The 17,843-nt window shown below is 62.8% G+C and carries 18 protein-coding genes; 11 read left to right on the top strand and 7 right to left on the bottom strand.

The annotated features are described in order from the left end of the window. Positions 1-212 precede the first annotated feature (212 nt). The 3 genes from ychF (at position 213) to ACP7BZ_RS17845 (ending at position 3,576) form a co-directional block, all read left to right on the top strand. Complete coding sequence (ychF, locus tag ACP7BZ_RS17855) at positions 213-1,304, top strand: redox-regulated ATPase YchF (RefSeq protein WP_426115614.1); 1,092 nt, start codon at positions 213-215, stop codon at positions 1,302-1,304. A gap of 107 nt (positions 1,305-1,411) precedes the next feature. Continuing rightward, on the top strand, positions 1,412-2,260 hold the full coding sequence (locus tag ACP7BZ_RS17850; protein WP_426115612.1) for an MOSC domain-containing protein: 849 nt from the start codon (positions 1,412-1,414) through the stop codon (positions 2,258-2,260). A 182-nt stretch (positions 2,261-2,442) separates the two neighbouring features. Next, a complete protein-coding gene (locus tag ACP7BZ_RS17845; RefSeq protein WP_426115610.1) occupies positions 2,443-3,576 on the top strand; it encodes a diguanylate cyclase in 1,134 nt (377 codons plus the stop codon). A 19-nt stretch (positions 3,577-3,595) separates the two neighbouring features. Here the strand turns inward: ACP7BZ_RS17845 and ACP7BZ_RS17840 are convergent, their stop codons facing one another. Beyond that, a complete protein-coding gene (locus ACP7BZ_RS17840) occupies positions 3,596-5,581 on the bottom strand; it encodes a monovalent cation:proton antiporter-2 (CPA2) family protein (RefSeq protein WP_426115608.1) in 1,986 nt (661 codons plus the stop codon). A 143-nt stretch (positions 5,582-5,724) separates the two neighbouring features. On the opposite strand from ACP7BZ_RS17840, the gene ACP7BZ_RS17835 reads away from it, so the two are divergent. From ACP7BZ_RS17835 to ACP7BZ_RS17800, 8 genes are all read left to right on the top strand, one after another. Then, the gene (locus tag ACP7BZ_RS17835) at positions 5,725-6,723 is read left to right on the top strand and encodes a KpsF/GutQ family sugar-phosphate isomerase (protein WP_426115606.1); all 999 of its coding nucleotides are present in this window, start codon (positions 5,725-5,727) and stop codon (positions 6,721-6,723) included. Then, positions 6,723-7,265 carry a KdsC family phosphatase gene (locus tag ACP7BZ_RS17830; protein WP_426115604.1) on the top strand — a complete coding sequence of 181 codons (543 nt, stop codon included), beginning with the start codon at positions 6,723-6,725 and terminating at the stop codon, positions 7,263-7,265. Before ACP7BZ_RS17835 ends, ACP7BZ_RS17830 begins: the two co-directional genes overlap by 1 nt. A 1-nt stretch (position 7,266) precedes the next feature. Further along, complete coding sequence (gene lptC, locus ACP7BZ_RS17825; RefSeq protein WP_426115602.1) at positions 7,267-7,878, top strand: LPS export ABC transporter periplasmic protein LptC; 612 nt, start codon at positions 7,267-7,269, stop codon at positions 7,876-7,878. A gap of 42 nt (positions 7,879-7,920) precedes the next feature. Then, positions 7,921-8,559 (top strand): lipopolysaccharide transport periplasmic protein LptA, encoded by a 639-nt coding sequence (gene lptA / locus ACP7BZ_RS17820; protein WP_426115600.1) that lies wholly within the window; start codon positions 7,921-7,923, stop codon positions 8,557-8,559. Further along, the gene (gene lptB / locus ACP7BZ_RS17815; protein ID WP_426115598.1) at positions 8,556-9,314 is read left to right on the top strand and encodes an LPS export ABC transporter ATP-binding protein; all 759 of its coding nucleotides are present in this window, start codon (positions 8,556-8,558) and stop codon (positions 9,312-9,314) included. The genes lptA and lptB overlap by 4 nt, the downstream gene beginning before the upstream one ends. A gap of 20 nt (positions 9,315-9,334) precedes the next feature. Next, complete coding sequence (locus ACP7BZ_RS17810) at positions 9,335-10,825, top strand: RNA polymerase factor sigma-54 (RefSeq protein ID WP_426115596.1); 1,491 nt, start codon at positions 9,335-9,337, stop codon at positions 10,823-10,825. 79 nt (positions 10,826-10,904) lie between these two features. Continuing rightward, entirely contained in the window at positions 10,905-11,261 is a 357-nt protein-coding gene (gene hpf, locus ACP7BZ_RS17805) for a ribosome hibernation-promoting factor, HPF/YfiA family (RefSeq protein ID WP_426115594.1), read from the top strand. A gap of 106 nt (positions 11,262-11,367) precedes the next feature. Next, entirely contained in the window at positions 11,368-12,465 is a 1,098-nt protein-coding gene (locus tag ACP7BZ_RS17800) for an enoyl-CoA hydratase/isomerase family protein (protein WP_426115592.1), read from the top strand. Positions 12,466-12,467: 2 nt separating this feature from the next. On the opposite strand, the gene rapZ is transcribed toward ACP7BZ_RS17800, so the two are convergent. The 6 genes from rapZ to ilvA form a co-directional block, all read right to left on the bottom strand. Next, a complete protein-coding gene (rapZ, locus tag ACP7BZ_RS17795) occupies positions 12,468-13,331 on the bottom strand; it encodes an RNase adapter RapZ (protein WP_426115590.1) in 864 nt (287 codons plus the stop codon). A 44-nt stretch (positions 13,332-13,375) separates the two neighbouring features. Further along, the gene (locus ACP7BZ_RS17790; RefSeq protein ID WP_426115588.1) at positions 13,376-13,777 is read right to left on the bottom strand and encodes a PPC domain-containing DNA-binding protein; all 402 of its coding nucleotides are present in this window, start codon (positions 13,775-13,777) and stop codon (positions 13,376-13,378) included. Beyond that, positions 13,777-14,712, bottom strand: a complete 936-nt coding sequence (hprK, locus tag ACP7BZ_RS17785) for an HPr(Ser) kinase/phosphatase (RefSeq protein WP_426115586.1) — start codon at positions 14,710-14,712, stop codon at positions 13,777-13,779. Before hprK ends, ACP7BZ_RS17790 begins: the two co-directional genes overlap by 1 nt. Positions 14,713-14,763: 51 nt before the next feature. Further along, on the bottom strand, positions 14,764-15,246 hold the full coding sequence (locus ACP7BZ_RS17780) for a PTS sugar transporter subunit IIA (protein ID WP_426115584.1): 483 nt from the start codon (positions 15,244-15,246) through the stop codon (positions 14,764-14,766). 194 nt (positions 15,247-15,440) lie between these two features. Beyond that, positions 15,441-16,286 carry an NADPH-dependent 7-cyano-7-deazaguanine reductase QueF gene (gene queF, locus ACP7BZ_RS17775; RefSeq protein ID WP_426115582.1) on the bottom strand — a complete coding sequence of 282 codons (846 nt, stop codon included), beginning with the start codon at positions 16,284-16,286 and terminating at the stop codon, positions 15,441-15,443. A gap of 14 nt (positions 16,287-16,300) precedes the next feature. Then, positions 16,301-17,833 carry a threonine ammonia-lyase, biosynthetic gene (gene ilvA, locus ACP7BZ_RS17770; RefSeq protein WP_426115580.1) on the bottom strand — a complete coding sequence of 511 codons (1,533 nt, stop codon included), beginning with the start codon at positions 17,831-17,833 and terminating at the stop codon, positions 16,301-16,303. Positions 17,834-17,843: the final 10 nt, after the last annotated feature.

Here is a 17,843-nt window from a genome sequence, read left to right as displayed (position 1 = left end):
TGAATTTATTCCATTTTAAATTAATTGGAGAAATGTAGCGCGCAGGAATGTAAATTTTCTCGACAGATTTTTTGGTGGCAGCGCCAGCATCCCGGTCTGGCTATTTTTGCGGCAGCGCGAGGCCAGCCCGGTTACAATATGGGGTTTAGGACCGCCGCACCGTTTTATCAGGCTGCCGTGCGCTTCCGCCCATCGAATCAGAAAGTTTTCCCATGAGTCTCCAATGCGGCATCGTCGGCCTGCCCAACGTCGGCAAGTCCACCCTTTTCAATGCGCTGACCAAGGCCGGCATTCCAGCTGAGAACTATCCGTTCTGCACCATCGAGCCGAACGTCGGCGTCGTCGAAGTGCCGGACCCGCGCATGGACGCGCTGGCGGCCATCGTCAAGCCCGAGCGCATGGTCAATGCCATCGTCGAGTTCGTCGACATTGCCGGGCTGGTGGCCGGTGCCTCGAAAGGCGAGGGCCTGGGCAACCAGTTCCTCTCGCACATCCGCGAAACCGACGCCATCGTCAACGTCGTGCGCTGCTTCGAGGACGACAACGTGATCCACGTGGCCGGCAAAATCAGCCCGCTCGACGACATCGAAGTCATCCAGACCGAGCTGGCGCTGGCCGACATGGCCGCCGTCGAAAAAGCGATTCACCGCGAAAACAAGAAAGCCCGCTCGGGTGACAAGGATGCCGCCAAGCTGGTCGCCATCTGCGAGCGCCTGATGCCGCACCTGAACCAGGGCTTGCCAGTGCGCACGCTGGGGCTCGATGCCGACGACCTGGCGCTGATCAAGACGCTGTGCCTGATCACCGCCAAGCCGGCCATGTTCGTCGCCAACGTCTCCGATACGGGGTTTACCAACAACCCGCTGCTCGACCAGCTGACCGCCTACGCCAATGCGCAAAACGCCCCCATCGTCGCCATCTGCGCCTCGATCGAGTCGGAAATTGCCGACCTCGACGATGACGACAAGGGGGCCTTCCTGGCCGACATGGGCATGCAGGAACCGGGCCTCGACCGCCTGATCCGCGCCGCCCAAAAACTGCTGGGCTTGCAAACTTATTTCACCGCCGGCGTCAAGGAAGTGCGCGCCTGGACCATTCACGTGGGCGACACCGCGCCCCAGGCTGCCGGCGTCATTCACACCGACTTTGAACGGGGCTTTATTCGCGCCCAGACCATCGCTTATGAAGACTTCATTGCCTTCAAGGGCGAGGCGGGCGCCAAGGAAGCGGGCAAGATGCGCGCCGAAGGCAAGGAATACGTCGTCAAGGATGGCGACGTGCTCAACTTCCTGTTCAACGTCTAAGGGCGCACACGCCAGCGTTGTCCCCGAGGGCGCCACGGCGCCCTTTTTTACGCCGCAACGGCGCAGCGACCTGCGATACTGGGTGTTTTACTGTCTGTCCGACCATCATGGCCATCCTCACCCAACTGACCATTTACCCCATCAAATCGTGCGCCGGCATCGATGTGCCGGACGCCATCCTGACGCCGGCGGGCCTGTCGACGGGCGTGCTGGCCGACCGCCAGTGGATGGTGGTCGATACCAACGGCCACTTCCTGACCCAGCGTGAATACCCGCGCATGGCCGTGATCCGGCCCCAGCTTGCGCCGCACGCGCTGCTGCTGTCGGCCCCCGGCCAGTCGCCGCTGGCGCTGCCGTACCCCCACCAGCAGGACGCCCGCCTGGTGCGCGTCACCCTGTGGGACGAGGTGTTCGACGCCGACGATGGTGGCGACGCCGCCGCCCGCTGGTTCAGCGCCGCGCTCGGCGTGGCTTGCCGGCTGGTGCGCTTTGCTGCCGACGCCGTGCGCCTGACGGGCCAGCGCTGGACCGGGGGGATCGGCGCCCCCACCCGCTTCGCCGATGGCTATCCGCTGCTGCTGATCGGCGCCGCCTCGCTCGACGACATCAATGCACAACTGCTGCAGGCCGGTCGCGCGGCGCTGCCCATGAACCGCTTCCGCCCCAACCTGGTGGTGGCCGGTCTGGCCAGTTTCGAGGAAGACTACCTTGGCCGTTTGACGATCGGCGACGCTGTCATCACCCCCGTCAAGCCATGCCCGCGCTGCCCGATTCCGGCGATCGACCAGGCCACGGCCGAGCGCGGCCCCGATCCGCTCGACGTCCTGCAGCGCTTTCGCCGCAAGGCGCTGCTCGACGACGCCGTTTGCGTCGGCATGAATTGCATCGTCAGCGCTGGCGCCGGCGTGCGTCTGACGGTGGGGCAGCAGGTCGAGGCCGAATTGGCATTTGAGTAATTACTAGCCCATCCTTGTTATCAGACGGCAATCACGCCTGATTAGGTGGTCGCGCAGTACTCGCTTTTGTGTGATAAAAAGTATCTGCCGACAACTTAATTCGTTTCCAAGCGCGGCAAGTTGGCGTAAGGTGGCGGTACTTGTTGAATGTCTACCCAGCCACTATTTTTGTCAGGAGCGCCATGTCCGAACAGCTTGCCTCGCCGCACGAACTGGAAGCGGAAAATGCGACTTTACGGACGCACCTGGCCTATCTGATCGAACAAGCCGAACTGAACCATTCCATCATGTGCCGGCACCAGGCCTTCGACCTGGAAATTGTCGGCGCTGCCAGCTTCCCGGAATTGATCGGCACCATCTTCCAGAGCTTGCCGGCGATTTCGAATCTCGATACCGTCACCCTCGCGCTGGTCGACAAGGACGCTGACATCCACACGGTGATGGACAAGCTGGGCGTGGATTTTGCCAGTTTTCCGGAACTGATCTTTGTCGACAGCGAGCATGCGCTCGGCTTCGCCCCCACCCGCCTGGGCGCGCTGACCGGCATGCCCAAGCCGCAGCTGGGGCCGTACATGGCGGGGCTGCACCAGGCGATGTTTCCGCACGCGCCCGCCGGTTTGCAGACCATTGCCCAGGTGCCGCTGCTGCGCAACCGCCGCGTGATTGGCAGTCTCAACCTGGGCAGCGTCAACCCCAGCCGCTTTACCCCCACCCTGGCCACCGATTTTATCGAGCACATGGCATCGATCATCGCCATCTGCCTGGAAAACGTGATCAGCAACGAAATGCTGAAGTACATCGGGTTGACCGATTCGCTCACCGGCGTCTACAACCGCCGCTACATCGACCGCCGCCTGCTCGAAGAAATCGGCCGCGCGCGCCGCCAGGCCTACCGCATCTCCTGCATGTACATCGATATCGACCACTTTAAGCTGGTCAACGACAGCGTCGGTCACCAGGGCGGCGATGAAGTGCTGCGCGAAGTGGCCAGCCGCATCAAGGCCGAGCTGCGCATCTCCGATGCCCTCGGCCGCTTCGGTGGCGAAGAATTCGTCGTGCTGCTCATCGACGCCGATCTGGACAGCGCCACCGTCGTCGCCCAGCGCATCCGCGCCAGTATCGCCAACATCCCGTTTGAATTATCGAGCGGCGAACTGCTGCCGGTGTCGGTGTCGATTGGCGTGGCCACCCTCGACGATTTCGAGCGCGATCATGCCATCGAGGGCGTCGCCCAGCAGCTGGTGGCGCAGGCCGATTCGGCCCTCTACCAGGCCAAGGAAACGGGGCGCAACCGCGTGGTCAGCTTCGACGACTGAGCGTTAGCGCGTTAGTCCGCTACTGCAGCAGGCGCCCTTCGGCGCGCGTGACGGCCTCGCCCGAACCACGCAGCACCACCACATCGCCGGCATGGAGCACCGTCTGCGCACTGCTGTCGATGCGCTGCCTGCCGCGGCGCACCGCGGTCACCTCGGCGCCGACCGCGCCCAGTTCGAGCTCGCCAATGCACTTGCCGACCGCGCCGGCGTGCTCGCCCAACGTCACCGTATGCAGGCGCACGTACAGGTGCGCGGGATCGTCCGAAATATCACCGGCGCCGTGAAAATAGCCGCGCAGCGAAGCGTAGCGTTCATCGCGCGATTCCTGCACCCGGTGCACCACGCGGCGCAGCGGCACGCCCATCATCACCAGCGCGTGCGAGGCCAGCATCAGGCTGCCCTCGAGCGCCTCCGGCACCACCTCGGCGGCCCCGGCGCGTTTCAACAAATCGAGGTCGGTGTCGTCGTGACTGCGCACGATCACCGGCAGCGCCGGCGCCAGTTCGTGTGCCAGGTGCAGCACTTTCAGGGCCGACGCCGTGTCGGCATAGGTGATCACCAGGCAGCTGGCGCGGTTGATACCGGCCGCCACCAGCGACTCGCGGCGGGCCGCGTCGCCATACGCCACGTGGGCACCGGCCGCCTGCGCTTCCTGCACCCGTTCGGGGTCGAGGTCGAGCGCCTGGTAGGTCACTTTTTCTTCCGTCAGCAGGGTCGCCAGCGATTGCCCGCTGCGGCCGAAACCGGCGACGATCACGTGCTTTTGCAGGGCCATGCTGCGGCTGGCGATTTGCGTGAGCTGCAGCGACTGCAGCATCCATTCGTTGGTGGCCACCTTCATGACGATCTGGTCGGACTTGGCGATGATCAGCGGTGCGATCAGCATCGACAGCACCATCGACGCCAGCACCAGCTGGATGATGAAGGGATCGATCAGCGCCGCGCCGGCAGTCAGATTGAGCAGCACGAAGCCGAATTCGCCGGCCTGCGCCAGTGCCAGGCCGGTGCGCATGGAGACGCCGTCGGAGGCGCCGAACAGCTTGGCCAGCCCGGCGATGAGGGCGAACTTGAGCAGCACCGGTCCGCACAGCAGCGCCAGCACCAGCAGCCAGTGCTGCAGCACCAGGCCAACATTGAGCAGCATGCCGACGGTGATGAAAAACAGTCCCAGTAAAACATCGCGAAACGGCTTGATGTCTTCTTCCACCTGGTGCTTGTACTGGGTTTCCGACACCAGCATGCCGGCCACAAAAGCGCCCAGCGCCATCGACAGGCCGGCCTTCTCGGTAATCCAGGCCGCCCCCAGGGTGATCAACAGCAGGTTGAGCATGAACAGTTCCTGCGAGCGCCGTTTGACCACCAGGGTGAACCACTTGCGCATCAGCTTCTGGCCGAAAAACAACAGCAGCACCAGCACCACCACGGCTTTTAGACTGGCCCAGCCCAGGGTGGCGGCCAGCTCGGTGGGCTTTTGCGCCAGCGACGGGATCAGGATCAGCAGCGGCACCACCGCCAGATCCTGGAACAGCAAGACGCCGATGATGCGGCGACCGTGCTGGCTTTCCAGTTCGAGCCGTTCGGTCAGCATCTTCGAGACGATGGCGGTGGACGACATCGCCAGCGCGCCGCCCAGCGCAAACGCCGCCTGCCAGCTGATGCGCCAGGGCGGCGGCAGCACGGTTGCCAGCACCAGCGCCAGCGCCATGCTGGCAGCGATGGTCGCCAGTACCTGCGCCAGGCCCAGGCCGAACACGATCGAGCGCATCGCCTTTAACTGTGACAGCGAAAACTCGAGGCCGATGGAAAACATCAAAAATACCACGCCGAATTCGGCCAGCGCATGGGTCGAGGCGTTGTTGTCAGCCAGCCCCAGTGCGTGCGGACCGATCAGGATGCCGACCGCCAGATAGCCCAGCATGGGCGGCAGGTGCAGCATGCGAAACAGCACCACGCCGAGGACGGCGCTGCCCAGTAGCAGCAGGGTCAGTTCGAGGCCGGACGCCATGGGCTAACGGCGCCGCCGCAACGCTGCGGCAGTCGAACAAGTGATAAGAACAGCGTAAAGACGGTGATGTAAAATGACTGGCAAGTTTTTTGCTTTCCCAATTCGTTTATACTGCCTGGACGAGTGTAACCCATGAAAAAACAATGTTGAAAGCTTTTGACGAAAACCTGATGCAGCGTTCCATGCAGCTCGCGCGCGAAACGCTGGCGATCGAGGCCGACGCCATCCGCGCCTTGCACGAGCGCCTCGCCACTGACGACAGCGTCGGCCGCGCCGTCAGTCTGCTGCTCGCCTGCAGCGGGCGCGTGGTGGTATCGGGGATCGGCAAGTCCGGCCACATCGCCCGCAAGATCGCCGCCACCCTGGCCTCGACCGGCACCCCCGCCATGTTCGTCCACCCGGCCGAAGCGGCCCACGGCGACCTTGGCATGGTGACCCCGCAAGACGCCTTCATCGCCATTTCGTATTCGGGTGAATCGGCCGAACTGATGGCCATTCTGCCGATCGTCAAGCGCATGGGCGCGCCGCTCATTTCGATGACCGGCAAGCCGCAATCGTCGCTGGCACTGATGGCCGATGTTCACCTGGACGTCTCGGTGGCCAAGGAAGCCTGCCCGATGAATCTGGCGCCGACGGCCAGCACCACCGTCACGCTGGCGCTGGGTGACGCCCTGGCAGTGGCGCTGCTCGATGCGCGCGGCTTTCGCGAAGAAGATTTCGCCCGCTCGCACCCCGGTGGCGCTCTCGGTCGCCGTTTGCTCACGCACGTGCGCGACGTCATGCGCAGTGGCGCCGCCGTGCCCGCCGTGCCGGTCGATGCCACGCTGTCGCAGGCGCTGCTGGAAATCACCCAGAAGGGCATGGGCATGACCGCCATCGTCGACGCCGCGCAGCGCCCGATCGGCGTGTTCACCGATGGCGACTTGCGCCGCCTGATCGAACGGGTGCAGGATTTTACGAAGATCATGATCCGCGACGTCATGCATGCCGACCCGCGCCGCGTGCGCGCCGAGCAGCTGGCGGTCGACGCCGTCGCCATCATGGAACAGCACCGCATCAACCAGATGCTGGTGGTCGATGCCGACGACAAGCTGGTGGGCGCCCTGCATATCCACGACCTCACGCGCGCCAAGGTGATCTGATGATCAACGCTGACTACACCCTGGACCACGTGCGCCGCGCCGCTGCCGTGCGCCTGCTGATCCTCGACGTCGACGGCATCCTCACCGACGGCAGCCTGACCTACGGCGCCGATGGTGAAGTGACCAAGACCTTCAATGTGCTCGACGGCATGGGCATCGAGCTGCTGCAAAAAACCGGCGTGCCGGTGGCCATCATCAGCGCCCGCAAGTCGGCGGTGGTGGTACGCCGCGCGGCCGATCTGAAAATCGCCCACGTCTACCAGGGCACGCACGACAAGCGCATCGCCTTTGCCGAGCTGCTGGCCTTGACTGGCTTGACGGCAGCCGACTGCGCCTACATCGGCGACGACGTCATCGACCTGCCGCTGCTGCGCCAGGTCGGCTTTGCCGTCACCGTGCCCAGTGGCCACGGCGAAGTGCAGCACCGCGTGCACTACGTCACCCGTGCGTCCGGCGGCCGTGGCGCCGTGCGCGAACTGTGCGACCTGATCATGCGCGCCCAACACAGCTACGACGCCGCGCTGGCGCCGTACTTCGCCTGACATGGCACGCCCCCGCCACAAGCGCACTTCGCACCGCTGGCAGGTCAGCGCCACCATCGGCGCTGGCGTCCTGCTGGCCCTCGGCAGCTTCTGGCTGGTCGAAGTGATCAACCGCGGCGATTTTGCCAGCAGCAGTGTCGCCCGCAGTGAACCTGACTACATCGTCGACAATTTCAGTGTGGTCAAGATGACCGCTGACGGCAAGCCGCGCTACATCGTCGCTGGCGACAAGCTGACCCACCGCCCCGATAACGACACCGCCGACATCGTGCTGCCGGTGGTACAGAGCCTGTCGCCGCCGCTGCCGCCGATGACCATGACGGCGGCGAATGGCCGCATCGACCAGACGAAAAATATCGTCGACATGATGGGCAACGTGCTGGTCGAGCGGCCGGCATCAAATCAGGGCCCGCACCTGCGCCTGAAAACCGAGGCGCTCACCATCCTCACCGACGAAGACAAGCTGCGCACCGATCTGCCGGTCGAGATGCTGCAGGGTGACACCGTCGTCACCGGTGTGGGCATGCTGGCCGACCGCGCCGCCGGCCAGATCGATATTTATAACCGCGCCCACCTGGTCTACCCGCCGCCGCCGCCGCAGCGCCGCCGCTAGCGGGCGCCGTGACGTCCCTTTTTCTGAAATCGAGAACCGACCATGCCATTTCGTTTTTTTAGCCGGGCCCTGTTTGTCGACGTTGCCGTCGCTGTTGCCGTCACCGTCACCGTCGGCGGTGCCGCCCGTGCCGAACGCGCCGACTCGTCCAAGCAGACCATCGTCGATGCCGCCTCCATCACCATCAACGATGTGACGCAGACGCGCACCCTGGTGGGCAATGTCGAACTGCAGCGCGGCACCCTGTTGATGAAGGCCGGTCGCGCCATCATCAAGAGCGACCCGGAAGGCTACGTCTACGCCACCTTTTATGCCGATCCGGGCAGCCTGGCCACCTTCCGCCAGAAGCGCGACGGCGGCGATATCTGGGATGAGGGCGAGGCCGAGCGCATCGAATACGACAACAAGCTGGAAATCGTCAAACTGTTTTCAAAGGCGAAGATCACCACCGTCGAAAACAAGCGCAAGACCCAGGAAGTGCAGGGGCCTTATCTGTCCTACGACAGCCGCAAGGAAGTCTATGCGGTCGAGAACGATGTCAGCGGCACCACCAAGGCCGATGGTGGCCGCGTACGGATGGTGATCGAGCCGAAGCTGCCGCCGGCGCCAGGCGCAGCGCCGGCACCAGCACCTGCATCAGCACCAGCGCCAGGCGTTCCCGCAGCGGCGAAAAAGCCATGATCGAAGCGAAATCGTGTGGCAGCACGCTGATCGTGCGCGGCCTGCAAAAAAGCTATGGCAAGCGGCTGGTGGTGCGCGACGTCTCGCTGCAGGTCGAGTGCGGCGAAGTGGTCGGTTTGCTGGGGCCGAATGGCGCCGGTAAAACCACCTCGTTCTACATGATCGTCGGGCTGGTGCCGTCGGACGCCGGCACCATCGACATCAGCGGCGTCGACATCTCGCGCCTGCCGATCCACCGCCGCGCTGCCCTCGGCCTGTCGTATCTGCCGCAGGAAGCGTCGGTGTTTCGCAAGCTGACGGTGGAAGAGAATATCCGCGCCGTGCTCGAGCTGCAAAAAGTCGACGGCAAGGCCTTGACCAAAGCGCAGATCACCGAGCGGCTCGACAGCCTGCTGGCAGATCTGCAGATCGACAAGCTGCGCGACAACCAGGCTTTGTCGCTGTCGGGCGGTGAGCGCCGGCGGGTGGAAATCGCCCGGGCGCTGGCCACCAACCCGCGCTTCGTGCTGCTCGATGAACCATTCGCCGGGGTCGATCCGATCGCCGTCATCGAGATCCAGCGCATCGTGCGCTTTTTGAAAGAGCGCGGTATTGGCGTCCTCATTACCGACCACAATGTGCGCGAGACGCTGGGTATCTGCGACCGTGCTTACATCATCAACCAGGGCGCCGTGCTCGCTTCGGGCAGCCCTGACGACATCATCGCCGACGAGTCGGTGCGGCGCGTGTACCTGGGCGAACACTTCCGCATGTAAGCATCCGTCAAAAGCGAGCCATGAAACAGTCACTTCAACTACGTACCTCGCAACACCTGGCGCTCACGCCGCAGCTGCAGCAGTCGATCCGCCTGCTGCAACTGTCGACCCTCGAGCTGCACCAGGAACTCGAGCATCTGTTGTCCGACAATCCCCTGCTCGAGCGCCTCGACGATCCGCTCGACCACTCGGTGCGCCTGCTCGCCGACGGCGCCGTCGGCGCCAGCGGCAATGCCGAAGCACCTGAAGTGGGCAACCAGGATGCACCGCCCAACGCCGATGCACCGGCGGCCGACGCCGACAGTGGCGAAGCGGTCGACATGGGTGGCGAGAGCACCCAGGACACCAGCGCCGACAGCGAAGACTGGAGCGAAGCGTCGCGCAACAAGTCGCCCGACGACGAGGAATCGCGCCCGCAGATCGAAGCGACCGCCACCACCCTGCGCGAGCACCTGTCCGAACAGATGCGCCTGGCGATGCTGGAACTGCGCGACCGCGCGCTGGTCGAACTGATGATCGATGCCCTCGACGACAATGGCTATCTGACCGAGTCGCTCGAAGAGATACTGGAGCGCATGCCGGCCGAGCTGGAGATCGATGCGGACGAACTGAAAACCGCGCTCTCGCTGCTGCAAAGTTTTGATCCCGCCGGGGTGGGCGCGAGGAATGCCGGCGAGTGCCTGGCGCTGCAGATTCGCCGCATGCCGGCAATCGCCATGGTGACGCGCCGCATGGCGCTCGAGATCGTCTGCAAGCACTTGACCTGGTTCGCCCAGCGCGAATTTAACAAGCTCAAAAAAGCGCTCGCTTGCGATGACGAAGATTTGCGCGAGGCGCAAGTGGTGATCCGCCAGTGCAACCCCCATCCGGGCGCCGGTTTCGGCGCCGGCACCTCCGATTACGTGGTGCCCGACGTCATCGTGCGCAAGGCGCGCGGCGGCTGGACCGTCAGCCTGAACAATGACGTCATGCCGCGCCTGCGGGTCAACAATATGTACGCCAGCCTGCTCAAGCAGGGCAAGGGCGAGGGCCAGATGGGCGCCCAGTTGCAGGAAGCAAAGTGGCTAATCAAAAATATGCGGCAGCGTTTCGACACCATCTTGCGGGTCGCCGAAGCAATTGTGGAGCGGCAACGTAACTTTTTTTCGCACGGCGCGGTCGCCATGCGTCCCCTTGTGCTGCGTGAAATTGCTGATACACTGGGCCTACACGAGAGCACTATCTCCCGGGTAACCACTCAAAAATACATGCTGACCCCGCATGGAATGTTTGAGTTGAAATATTTCTTTGGCAGCCACGTGGCGACCGACGCCGGCGGCGAAGCATCGTCGACAGCGATCCGGGCACTCATCGTGCAATTGACAGGAGCGGAAGACCCGAAGAATCCACTTTCAGACAGCAAGATCGCAGACATGCTGGGGGAACAAGGTATGGTCATAGCGCGCCGCACGGTGGCCAAATACCGTGAAGCGCTGAAAATCCCGCCCGTCGCTCTTCGCAAGAATCTGTAGATCGTTTTTTCAGTGTTCCTCTGCGTCCCGCTTTATGCGGTTTGCATGAACAGGAAGCGACATCATCAAAGGAGTGTGTATGAATCTCACAATCAGCGGACATCATCTTGAAGTGACCCCAGCCATCCGTGAATACGTACAGAGCAAACTGGAACGCGTCCGGCGCCATTTTGATCAAGTGATCGACATTGCCGTCATCCTCACCGTCGACAATCTGACTGAAAAAGAAAAACGGCAAAAAGCCGAAATCAACCTCCGACTTCCGGGCAAGACCATCAACGTTAACGCCCTGTCGCACGACCTGTATGCCGCCATCGACGGCTTGATCGACAAGCTCGATCGCCAGGTCATGAAATACAAAACCCAGGTCCAGGACCACGATCACCAGGCCATCAAGCACCTGTCCGAAGAAGAACTGCCGGCCGCTGCTGCCTGAGTCACCAGGTCCCCTAATATGGATGAGGGCGCCCGCGGGCGCCCTTGTCACGTCGGGCGTGCCGGCGTCGCTGCTAGAATAGGTGTTTTCCCCTCTCTCTGCCGCCATGACCGACTTCGTCAAGACCCGCATCGCCAACCGCACCGCCATCATCACGCTCGACCGTCCGCGCACCCTCAATTCGCTGTCGCTGGAAATGATCCGCGCGCTCACCGACGTGCTGCTGGCGTGGCAGGATGACGATGCCATCGACGCCGTGGTACTGCGCAGCAGCACCGACAAGGCCCTGTGCGCGGGCGGCGACATCCGCTATTTTTACGACGTCGGCACGCTGCCGACCACCGGTGGCAGCGCCTCGCTGGAAGATTTTTTCACCGAAGAATACCGCCTCAACCACCTGATTCACTTTTATCCGAAAACCTATATTGCCCTGATGGATGGGGTGGTGATGGGGGGCGGTCTGGGCGTGTCGGAAGCGCACCGCCAGCGCGGCTTGCGGGTGGTCACCGATGGCAGCAAACTGGCCATGCCGGAAGTGAACATTGGCCTGTTTCCCGATGTGGGCGGCAGTTATTTTCTCAGCCATGCACCGGGCCGGCTGGGGTATTACCTGGCACTGACGGGCTTGACCGTGCGCGCCGCCGACGCCCTCTATTGCGGCCTGGCCGACACCTTCGTGCCGCAGGCACAGATGGCGGCGCTGCTTGAACTGATCGAGACCACCCCAGGCACCCAGCTGCGCGCTGCGGTGGCGGCGTTTGCCGCGCCGCACCGGGCCGCCGCCGACGCTGCTCTGGCGCCGCTGGCCGAGGCGCGCGCCGCCATCGACCGCCATTTTAGTCATTCCACCATTGAAGCCATCATTGCTTCGCTGGCCACCGACGACAGCGTACTGATGCAAAAAGCGCTGGCCGCCATGCACAAGCGCTCGCCGCTGCTGTTAAAAGTGACCCTGCAACTGTTGACGCGCGGCGCCAGCCTCGATCTCGCCGATTGCCTGCGCATGGAACGCATCCTGGTGCGGCGCAATTTTGAACATGGCGAAGTGCTCGAAGGCATACGCGCGCTGGTGATCGACAAGGACAATGCGCCGGTGTGGAACCCGGCCACGCTCGAAGGTGTGACGGCAGCGATGGTCGAACGGTTTTTCGCGTCACCGTGGCCGGCGCGCGCGCATCCGCTGCGCGACCTCGGGAAAGAATAAAGCTACGATTGTTCGCGGTGGCGCAGCACCACCCGTTCGGTGGGCGCGAAATACGCCGCCAGCCGCTCGGCCATATACACCGAGCGGTGCTGACCACCTGTGCAACCGAGCGCCACCGTCAGGTAGCTGCGGTTGTCGGTTTTAAATGAGGGCAGCCATTTTTCAATGAACGCGCGGATATCTTCGAGCAGTTCGCCGGCCGCCGGCTGGGCGTCGAGGAAGGCGATGACGGGCGCATCCATGCCGGTCAGCGGGCGCAGCCTGATGTCGTAGTAGGGATTGGGCAGGGCCCGCACATCGAAGACGAAATCGGCATCGAGCGGCACGCCGAGCTTGAAGGCAAAGGACTCGAAAAACAGCGTCAGCGGCGCGCGTTCGAGCGCCACCAGTTCCTTGATCCAGGCACGCAATTTATTGGCGGACAGGTCCGAGGTATCGATGACCAGGCCCAGTTGCTCGATGGCAGACAGCCGTTCGCGCTCTTCGGTGATGCATTCGATCAGGGTGCGGCGCGACGCCGGGTTTTCGTCCGGGCGCAGCTGGTGCGACAGCGGGTGGCTGCGGCGCGTTTCGGAAAACCGCGCCACCAGCGAATGGGTATTCGAGGTCAGGAACATGACCTTGACGTCATGCCCCTGCGCCTTCAGTTCGGCCACATTGACGGGCAATTCGACCAGCGACTCCGAGCTGCGGGCATCGACCGCCACCGCCAGGCTGGGCACGCCCTCGGCGATCAGGGTGTCGACCAGTGGCCCCAGCAGGGCCGGCGGCAGATTATCCACACAATAGTAGCCGGCGTCCTCGAGAACGTTGAGGGCCACCGATTTGCCGGAGCCGGAAATACCAGAAATGAGGACGATTTGCATGGCGCGATGATACCGCATCCGGCGCCAGGGCGAACGGCGCGGCCTTATTTGCGGTCGGGCCGCACCACCAGTTCAGGGTAGCCGCTGGCAGTATCGTAGGCACGCGCCAGTTGCCAGCCGGTCGTTACTGCCAGCAAAATTTCGGCGGTGGTACGCACGATATTGCCGTACACCACGTGCCCGCCCAGCACCTGGCCAGCGCTGTCGGCCACCGCCATGTGCAGATGGGCACCGTCGGCCGTGATGGCGCCGGCCATCGAAATAATTTCAAAGTCGCCCGTCAGCACGCTGGCATCGGCAGCGCCGGCAAAGCGCAGGCGCGCGCCCTGCAAGCTGCCCATGCCGGAGACAACAAAGGCGCCGCCCAGTTGCCGGTCGCTGAGGGCCTGCTCGAGTGCGCGGCGCAAGTCGGCGCCCGGTGGCAGACGTAGCGGCAAGCTCTCCACTAGTCGCCGCTCATCGCCTGGCGCTGCCGTTCCATGAATTCCTGCAAGGTATCGATACCGCGCAGTTGCAGGATCGTATTGCGCACCGCCGCCTCCAGCAGCACCGCGATGTTGCGGCCAGCCGCCACGGGAATCACCACTTTGCGGATCGGTAAGCCCAGCACATCTTCGGTGGGGAACAGGAAGGGCAGGCGCTCGGCTTCTTCTTCGAGGGCGCTGCGGCGCACCAGGTGGACGATCAATTTCAGGCGCATCTTGCGGCGCACGGCGGTTTCGCCAAAAATCGCCTTGATGTCGAGCAGGCCAAGGCCGCGCACTTCGAGCAGGTTTTGCAGCAGGGGCGGGCAGCGCCCCTCGATCATATTTGGCGCGATGCGCGAAAATTCGACGGCATCATCGGCCACCAGGCCGTGGCTGCGGGAAATGAGCTCGAGCCCCAGCTCGCTCTTGCCCAGCCCGGAGTCGCCGGTGATCAGCACGCCGACCCCCAGCACATCCATGAAAACGCCATGCATGATGATCCGTTGCGCCAGCTTTTTCGACAGGTAGACGCGCAGGTAATCGATGACCTGGGCGGCCGGCAGCGGGGTGGAAAACAGGGGGATATTTTGTTCGTCGCAAATGGCGAGGATGTCGGGCGGGGTGTCGAGCCCCTGGGCGATGATCAGGGCGGGGGGGCCGCCGGCGATCAGTTCGCCAATCACGTGGCTGCGCGAATTCGATTTGAGGCGGTGGTAATAGGTCAGTTCCTGGTGTCCGAACACCTGGATGCGACCCGGGTGGATCAAATTGAGGTGGCCGACCTGGTCGGCGGCGGAGGCGACGTCGCCCGAGATCAGCCGTTCGCCGCCGGGGAAGCCGGCGAACCAGCCCAGTTGCAAGCTTTCGCGATTGTCGTCGTACAGCCGTTGGATCGTCAGCGGAGATTGCAGCATCGAGTGGTCTTCAGTAAGTGGAGGGCTGGAAGGCGCCCGGCACGAAGAAGTTTAACCCAAGGCCTGCAGGCTCGGTTGCCAATTGATAATGCGCGAATGGACCGCGCGCGGGTCGGTCTCGGTCGACAGCACGGTGCGGATGGCGTCGTCGGAAAACATTTCGGCGATCTCGGAAAGGATTTCCAGATGCTGCTGGGTGACGTGGTCGGGAATGAGCAAAAAGAACAGCAGACTGACCGGCTGGCCGTCGGGCGATTCGAACGGAATCGGCTCAGCCAGGCGGACGAAGGCGGCCAGCGGCGATTTTAAACTCTTGCTGCCCTTGATGCGGCCGTGCGGCACGGCGACGCCATGGCCGAGGCCAGTGGAGCCAAGCCGTTCGCGGGCGAACAGATTGTCAGAGACGGTCGAGCGGGCGATGCCGCAGTTATTCTCGAAAATCAGCCCGGCTTGCTCAAATGCCCGCTTTTTGCTGGACACCTCGAGATCGAGCTGGACGTTTTCGAGCGATAAAATTTTACTAAGATTGGTCATAACACTAAAAGTGGTGCAATCCGCACATTGACTTGCGACTCGGAATTATAGGCTTGTTTGCAGGCAGTGACACCGCATTTATTGGTGTGCAAGCACTGGAACAACGGTCGCTGTCGAAGTCCCACCGTATGCCCCCCCGGGAAGGTGGTCAAGGGGACGCTTGAGCGCCCTTGTGCAACATCAAACCGTCCAGTTTATTGCCGTGCGTTACGTAAATTCAAGGGAGGGGCACTCGTAAAGTTGGCGCGCCACGGGTTGATATCAAGGCCGCCGCGGCGCGTATAGCGCGCATAGACGGCCAGTTTTTGCGGCTTGCAGGTGCGCAAGATATCGACAAAAATCCGCTCGACACATTGCTCGTGAAATTCATTGTGTTCACGGAAACCAATCAGGTAACGCAGCAGACTTTCCTGGTTGATTTGCGGTCCCACGTAATGGATTTGCACGCTGGCCCAGTCGGGCTGTCCCGTCACCAGGCAATTCGATTTGAGCAGGTGAGAGATCAGCTTTTCTTCGACCGGTGCGCCATCAAAGTTGGCAGTTAGCTGCTCGGGAGCGGGCGCATAACTGTCGATCTCGAGGTCGAGACGATCGAGCAGCAGGCCGTCCAGTTCGCCCATGTTGAGCTGACCGAACTGCTCGGGCAGGCACAGGCGCACTTGCACGGGGGCGCCGAAGCCAGCCGACAAGTCTTCGCGCAGCAGGGCCAGCAAGGCTGCTTCGTTGGCCAGCCGAGTCTGGTTGAACGAATTCAAATACAGTTTGAAGGATTTCGATTCGACGATATTTGGGCTGTCGGCCGGCGCCGTGATGGTAGCAATCGCCACCTGCGGCTTGCCACGCATGTTCAGCCACGACACCTCGTAAGCGTTCCAGATATCGACACCAAAAAACGGCAGCGTGCCGGTCAGCTGCAATTCATCGCGCTTGCCCTGGCGGGCGATCGGGAACAACAACTCGGGGGCGTAATCGCTGCGATAAGCGGCAATTTTGCCCAGTGGCGAATCGGTCGGCGTGTTGGCGGCGGTATCGGGCATCATGATCAATCAGTGCATTATAAAAATAGTTTGTAGACGGGGTTGGCCGACTCGTCCCAGTGGCGGTAGCCGAGGCTGGCAAGGAACAGGCGGAAGGCCCCCATTTCTTCACCCGGCACTTGCAAGCCGACCAGGATGCGGCCGACATCGCCGCCCTGGTTGCGATAGTGAAATAACGAAATATTCCAGTTCGGTGCCATGCTTTCCAGGAAGCGCATCAGCGCGCCCGGGCGCTCGGGAAATTCAAAACGGTACAACAACTCGTCGTGGGCCAGCGCACTCTTGCCTCCCACCAAATGGCGGATATGCAATTTTGCCAGTTCGTCGTGGGTCAGGTCGAGCGTCTTGAAATCGTGCTGCTCAAAATGACGGGCAAGCAAGCCCGATTCGCTGCGGTTGCCAATCTGGATGCCGACAAACACGTGGGCCTGGGCCTGGTCGCTGACCCGGTAATTGAACTCGGTGACATTGCGCGGGCCCACCAGCTGGCAAAAACGCCGAAAACTGCCACGTTCTTCCGGCATGGTGACGGCAAATACCGCTTCGCGCGCTTCACCGAGCTCGGCCCGTTCGGCGACGAAGCGCAGGCGGTCGAAATTCATGTTGGCGCCGCAGGCAATTGCCACCAGGGTTTGGCCGGCGATTGGCTGTTTCGACATGGCCGCCCGTTCGACGTAGGCCTTGGCGCCGGCCACCGCCAGCGCGCCGGCCGGCTCGAGGATGCTGCGGGTGTCTTGAAACACGTCCTTGATGGCGGCGCAAATGGCATCGGTATCGACGATGATGATGTCGTCGACCACCTGTTGCGCCACTCTGAAGGTTTCTTCGCCCACCAGGCGCACGGCGGTGCCGTCGGAAAACAGGCCGACGTCGGGCAGGGTGACGCGGTGGCCCGCCTTTAAACTTTTCGCCATGGCATCGGAATCCAGCGTTTGCACGCCGATGATTTTAATGTCGGGGCGCACCGCCTTGACGTAGGCGCCGATGCCCGAAATCAAGCCGCCGCCGCCGATGGCGACAAAGATGGCGTGAATCGGCCCCGAGTGCTGGCGCAGGATTTCCATGCCGATGGTGCCCTGGCCGGCAATCACGTCGGCATCGTCGAACGGGTGGACAAAGGTCAGACTCTGCTCCCGCTCGAGCGTCAATGCGTGGTTGTAAGCGTCCGTGTAGGAATCGCCGTGCAGCACGATTTCGACGTTGGCGCCGCCCCGCTCGCGCACGGCGTCAATTTTCAGGGGCGGGGTGGTGGTGGGCATGACGATCAGGGCGCGGCAGCCCAGCCGGGCGGCCGACAGCGCCACCCCCTGCGCATGGTTGCCGGCCGAGGCGCAAATCACGCCCCGCTTGAGCTGGGCCGCAGACAGCTGCGCCATCTTGTTATAGGCGCCCCGCAATTTAAAGCTGAACACGCTTTGCATGTCTTCGCGCTTGAAATAGATGCGGTTGTCGAAACGCTGCGACAGCGATGGCGCCAGTTCAAGCGGCGTTTCCTGGGCGACGTCATAGACGCGCGAGGTGAGGATTTTCTTCAGGTAATCGATGGTCATCAGGATGGCA

Source organism: Massilia sp. PWRC2, from assembly GCF_049896725.1.
In the GTDB taxonomy this organism is placed as follows: domain Bacteria; phylum Pseudomonadota; class Gammaproteobacteria; order Burkholderiales; family Burkholderiaceae_D; genus JAFCUW01.
This window is presented reverse-complemented; position numbering and strand designations above follow the sequence as displayed.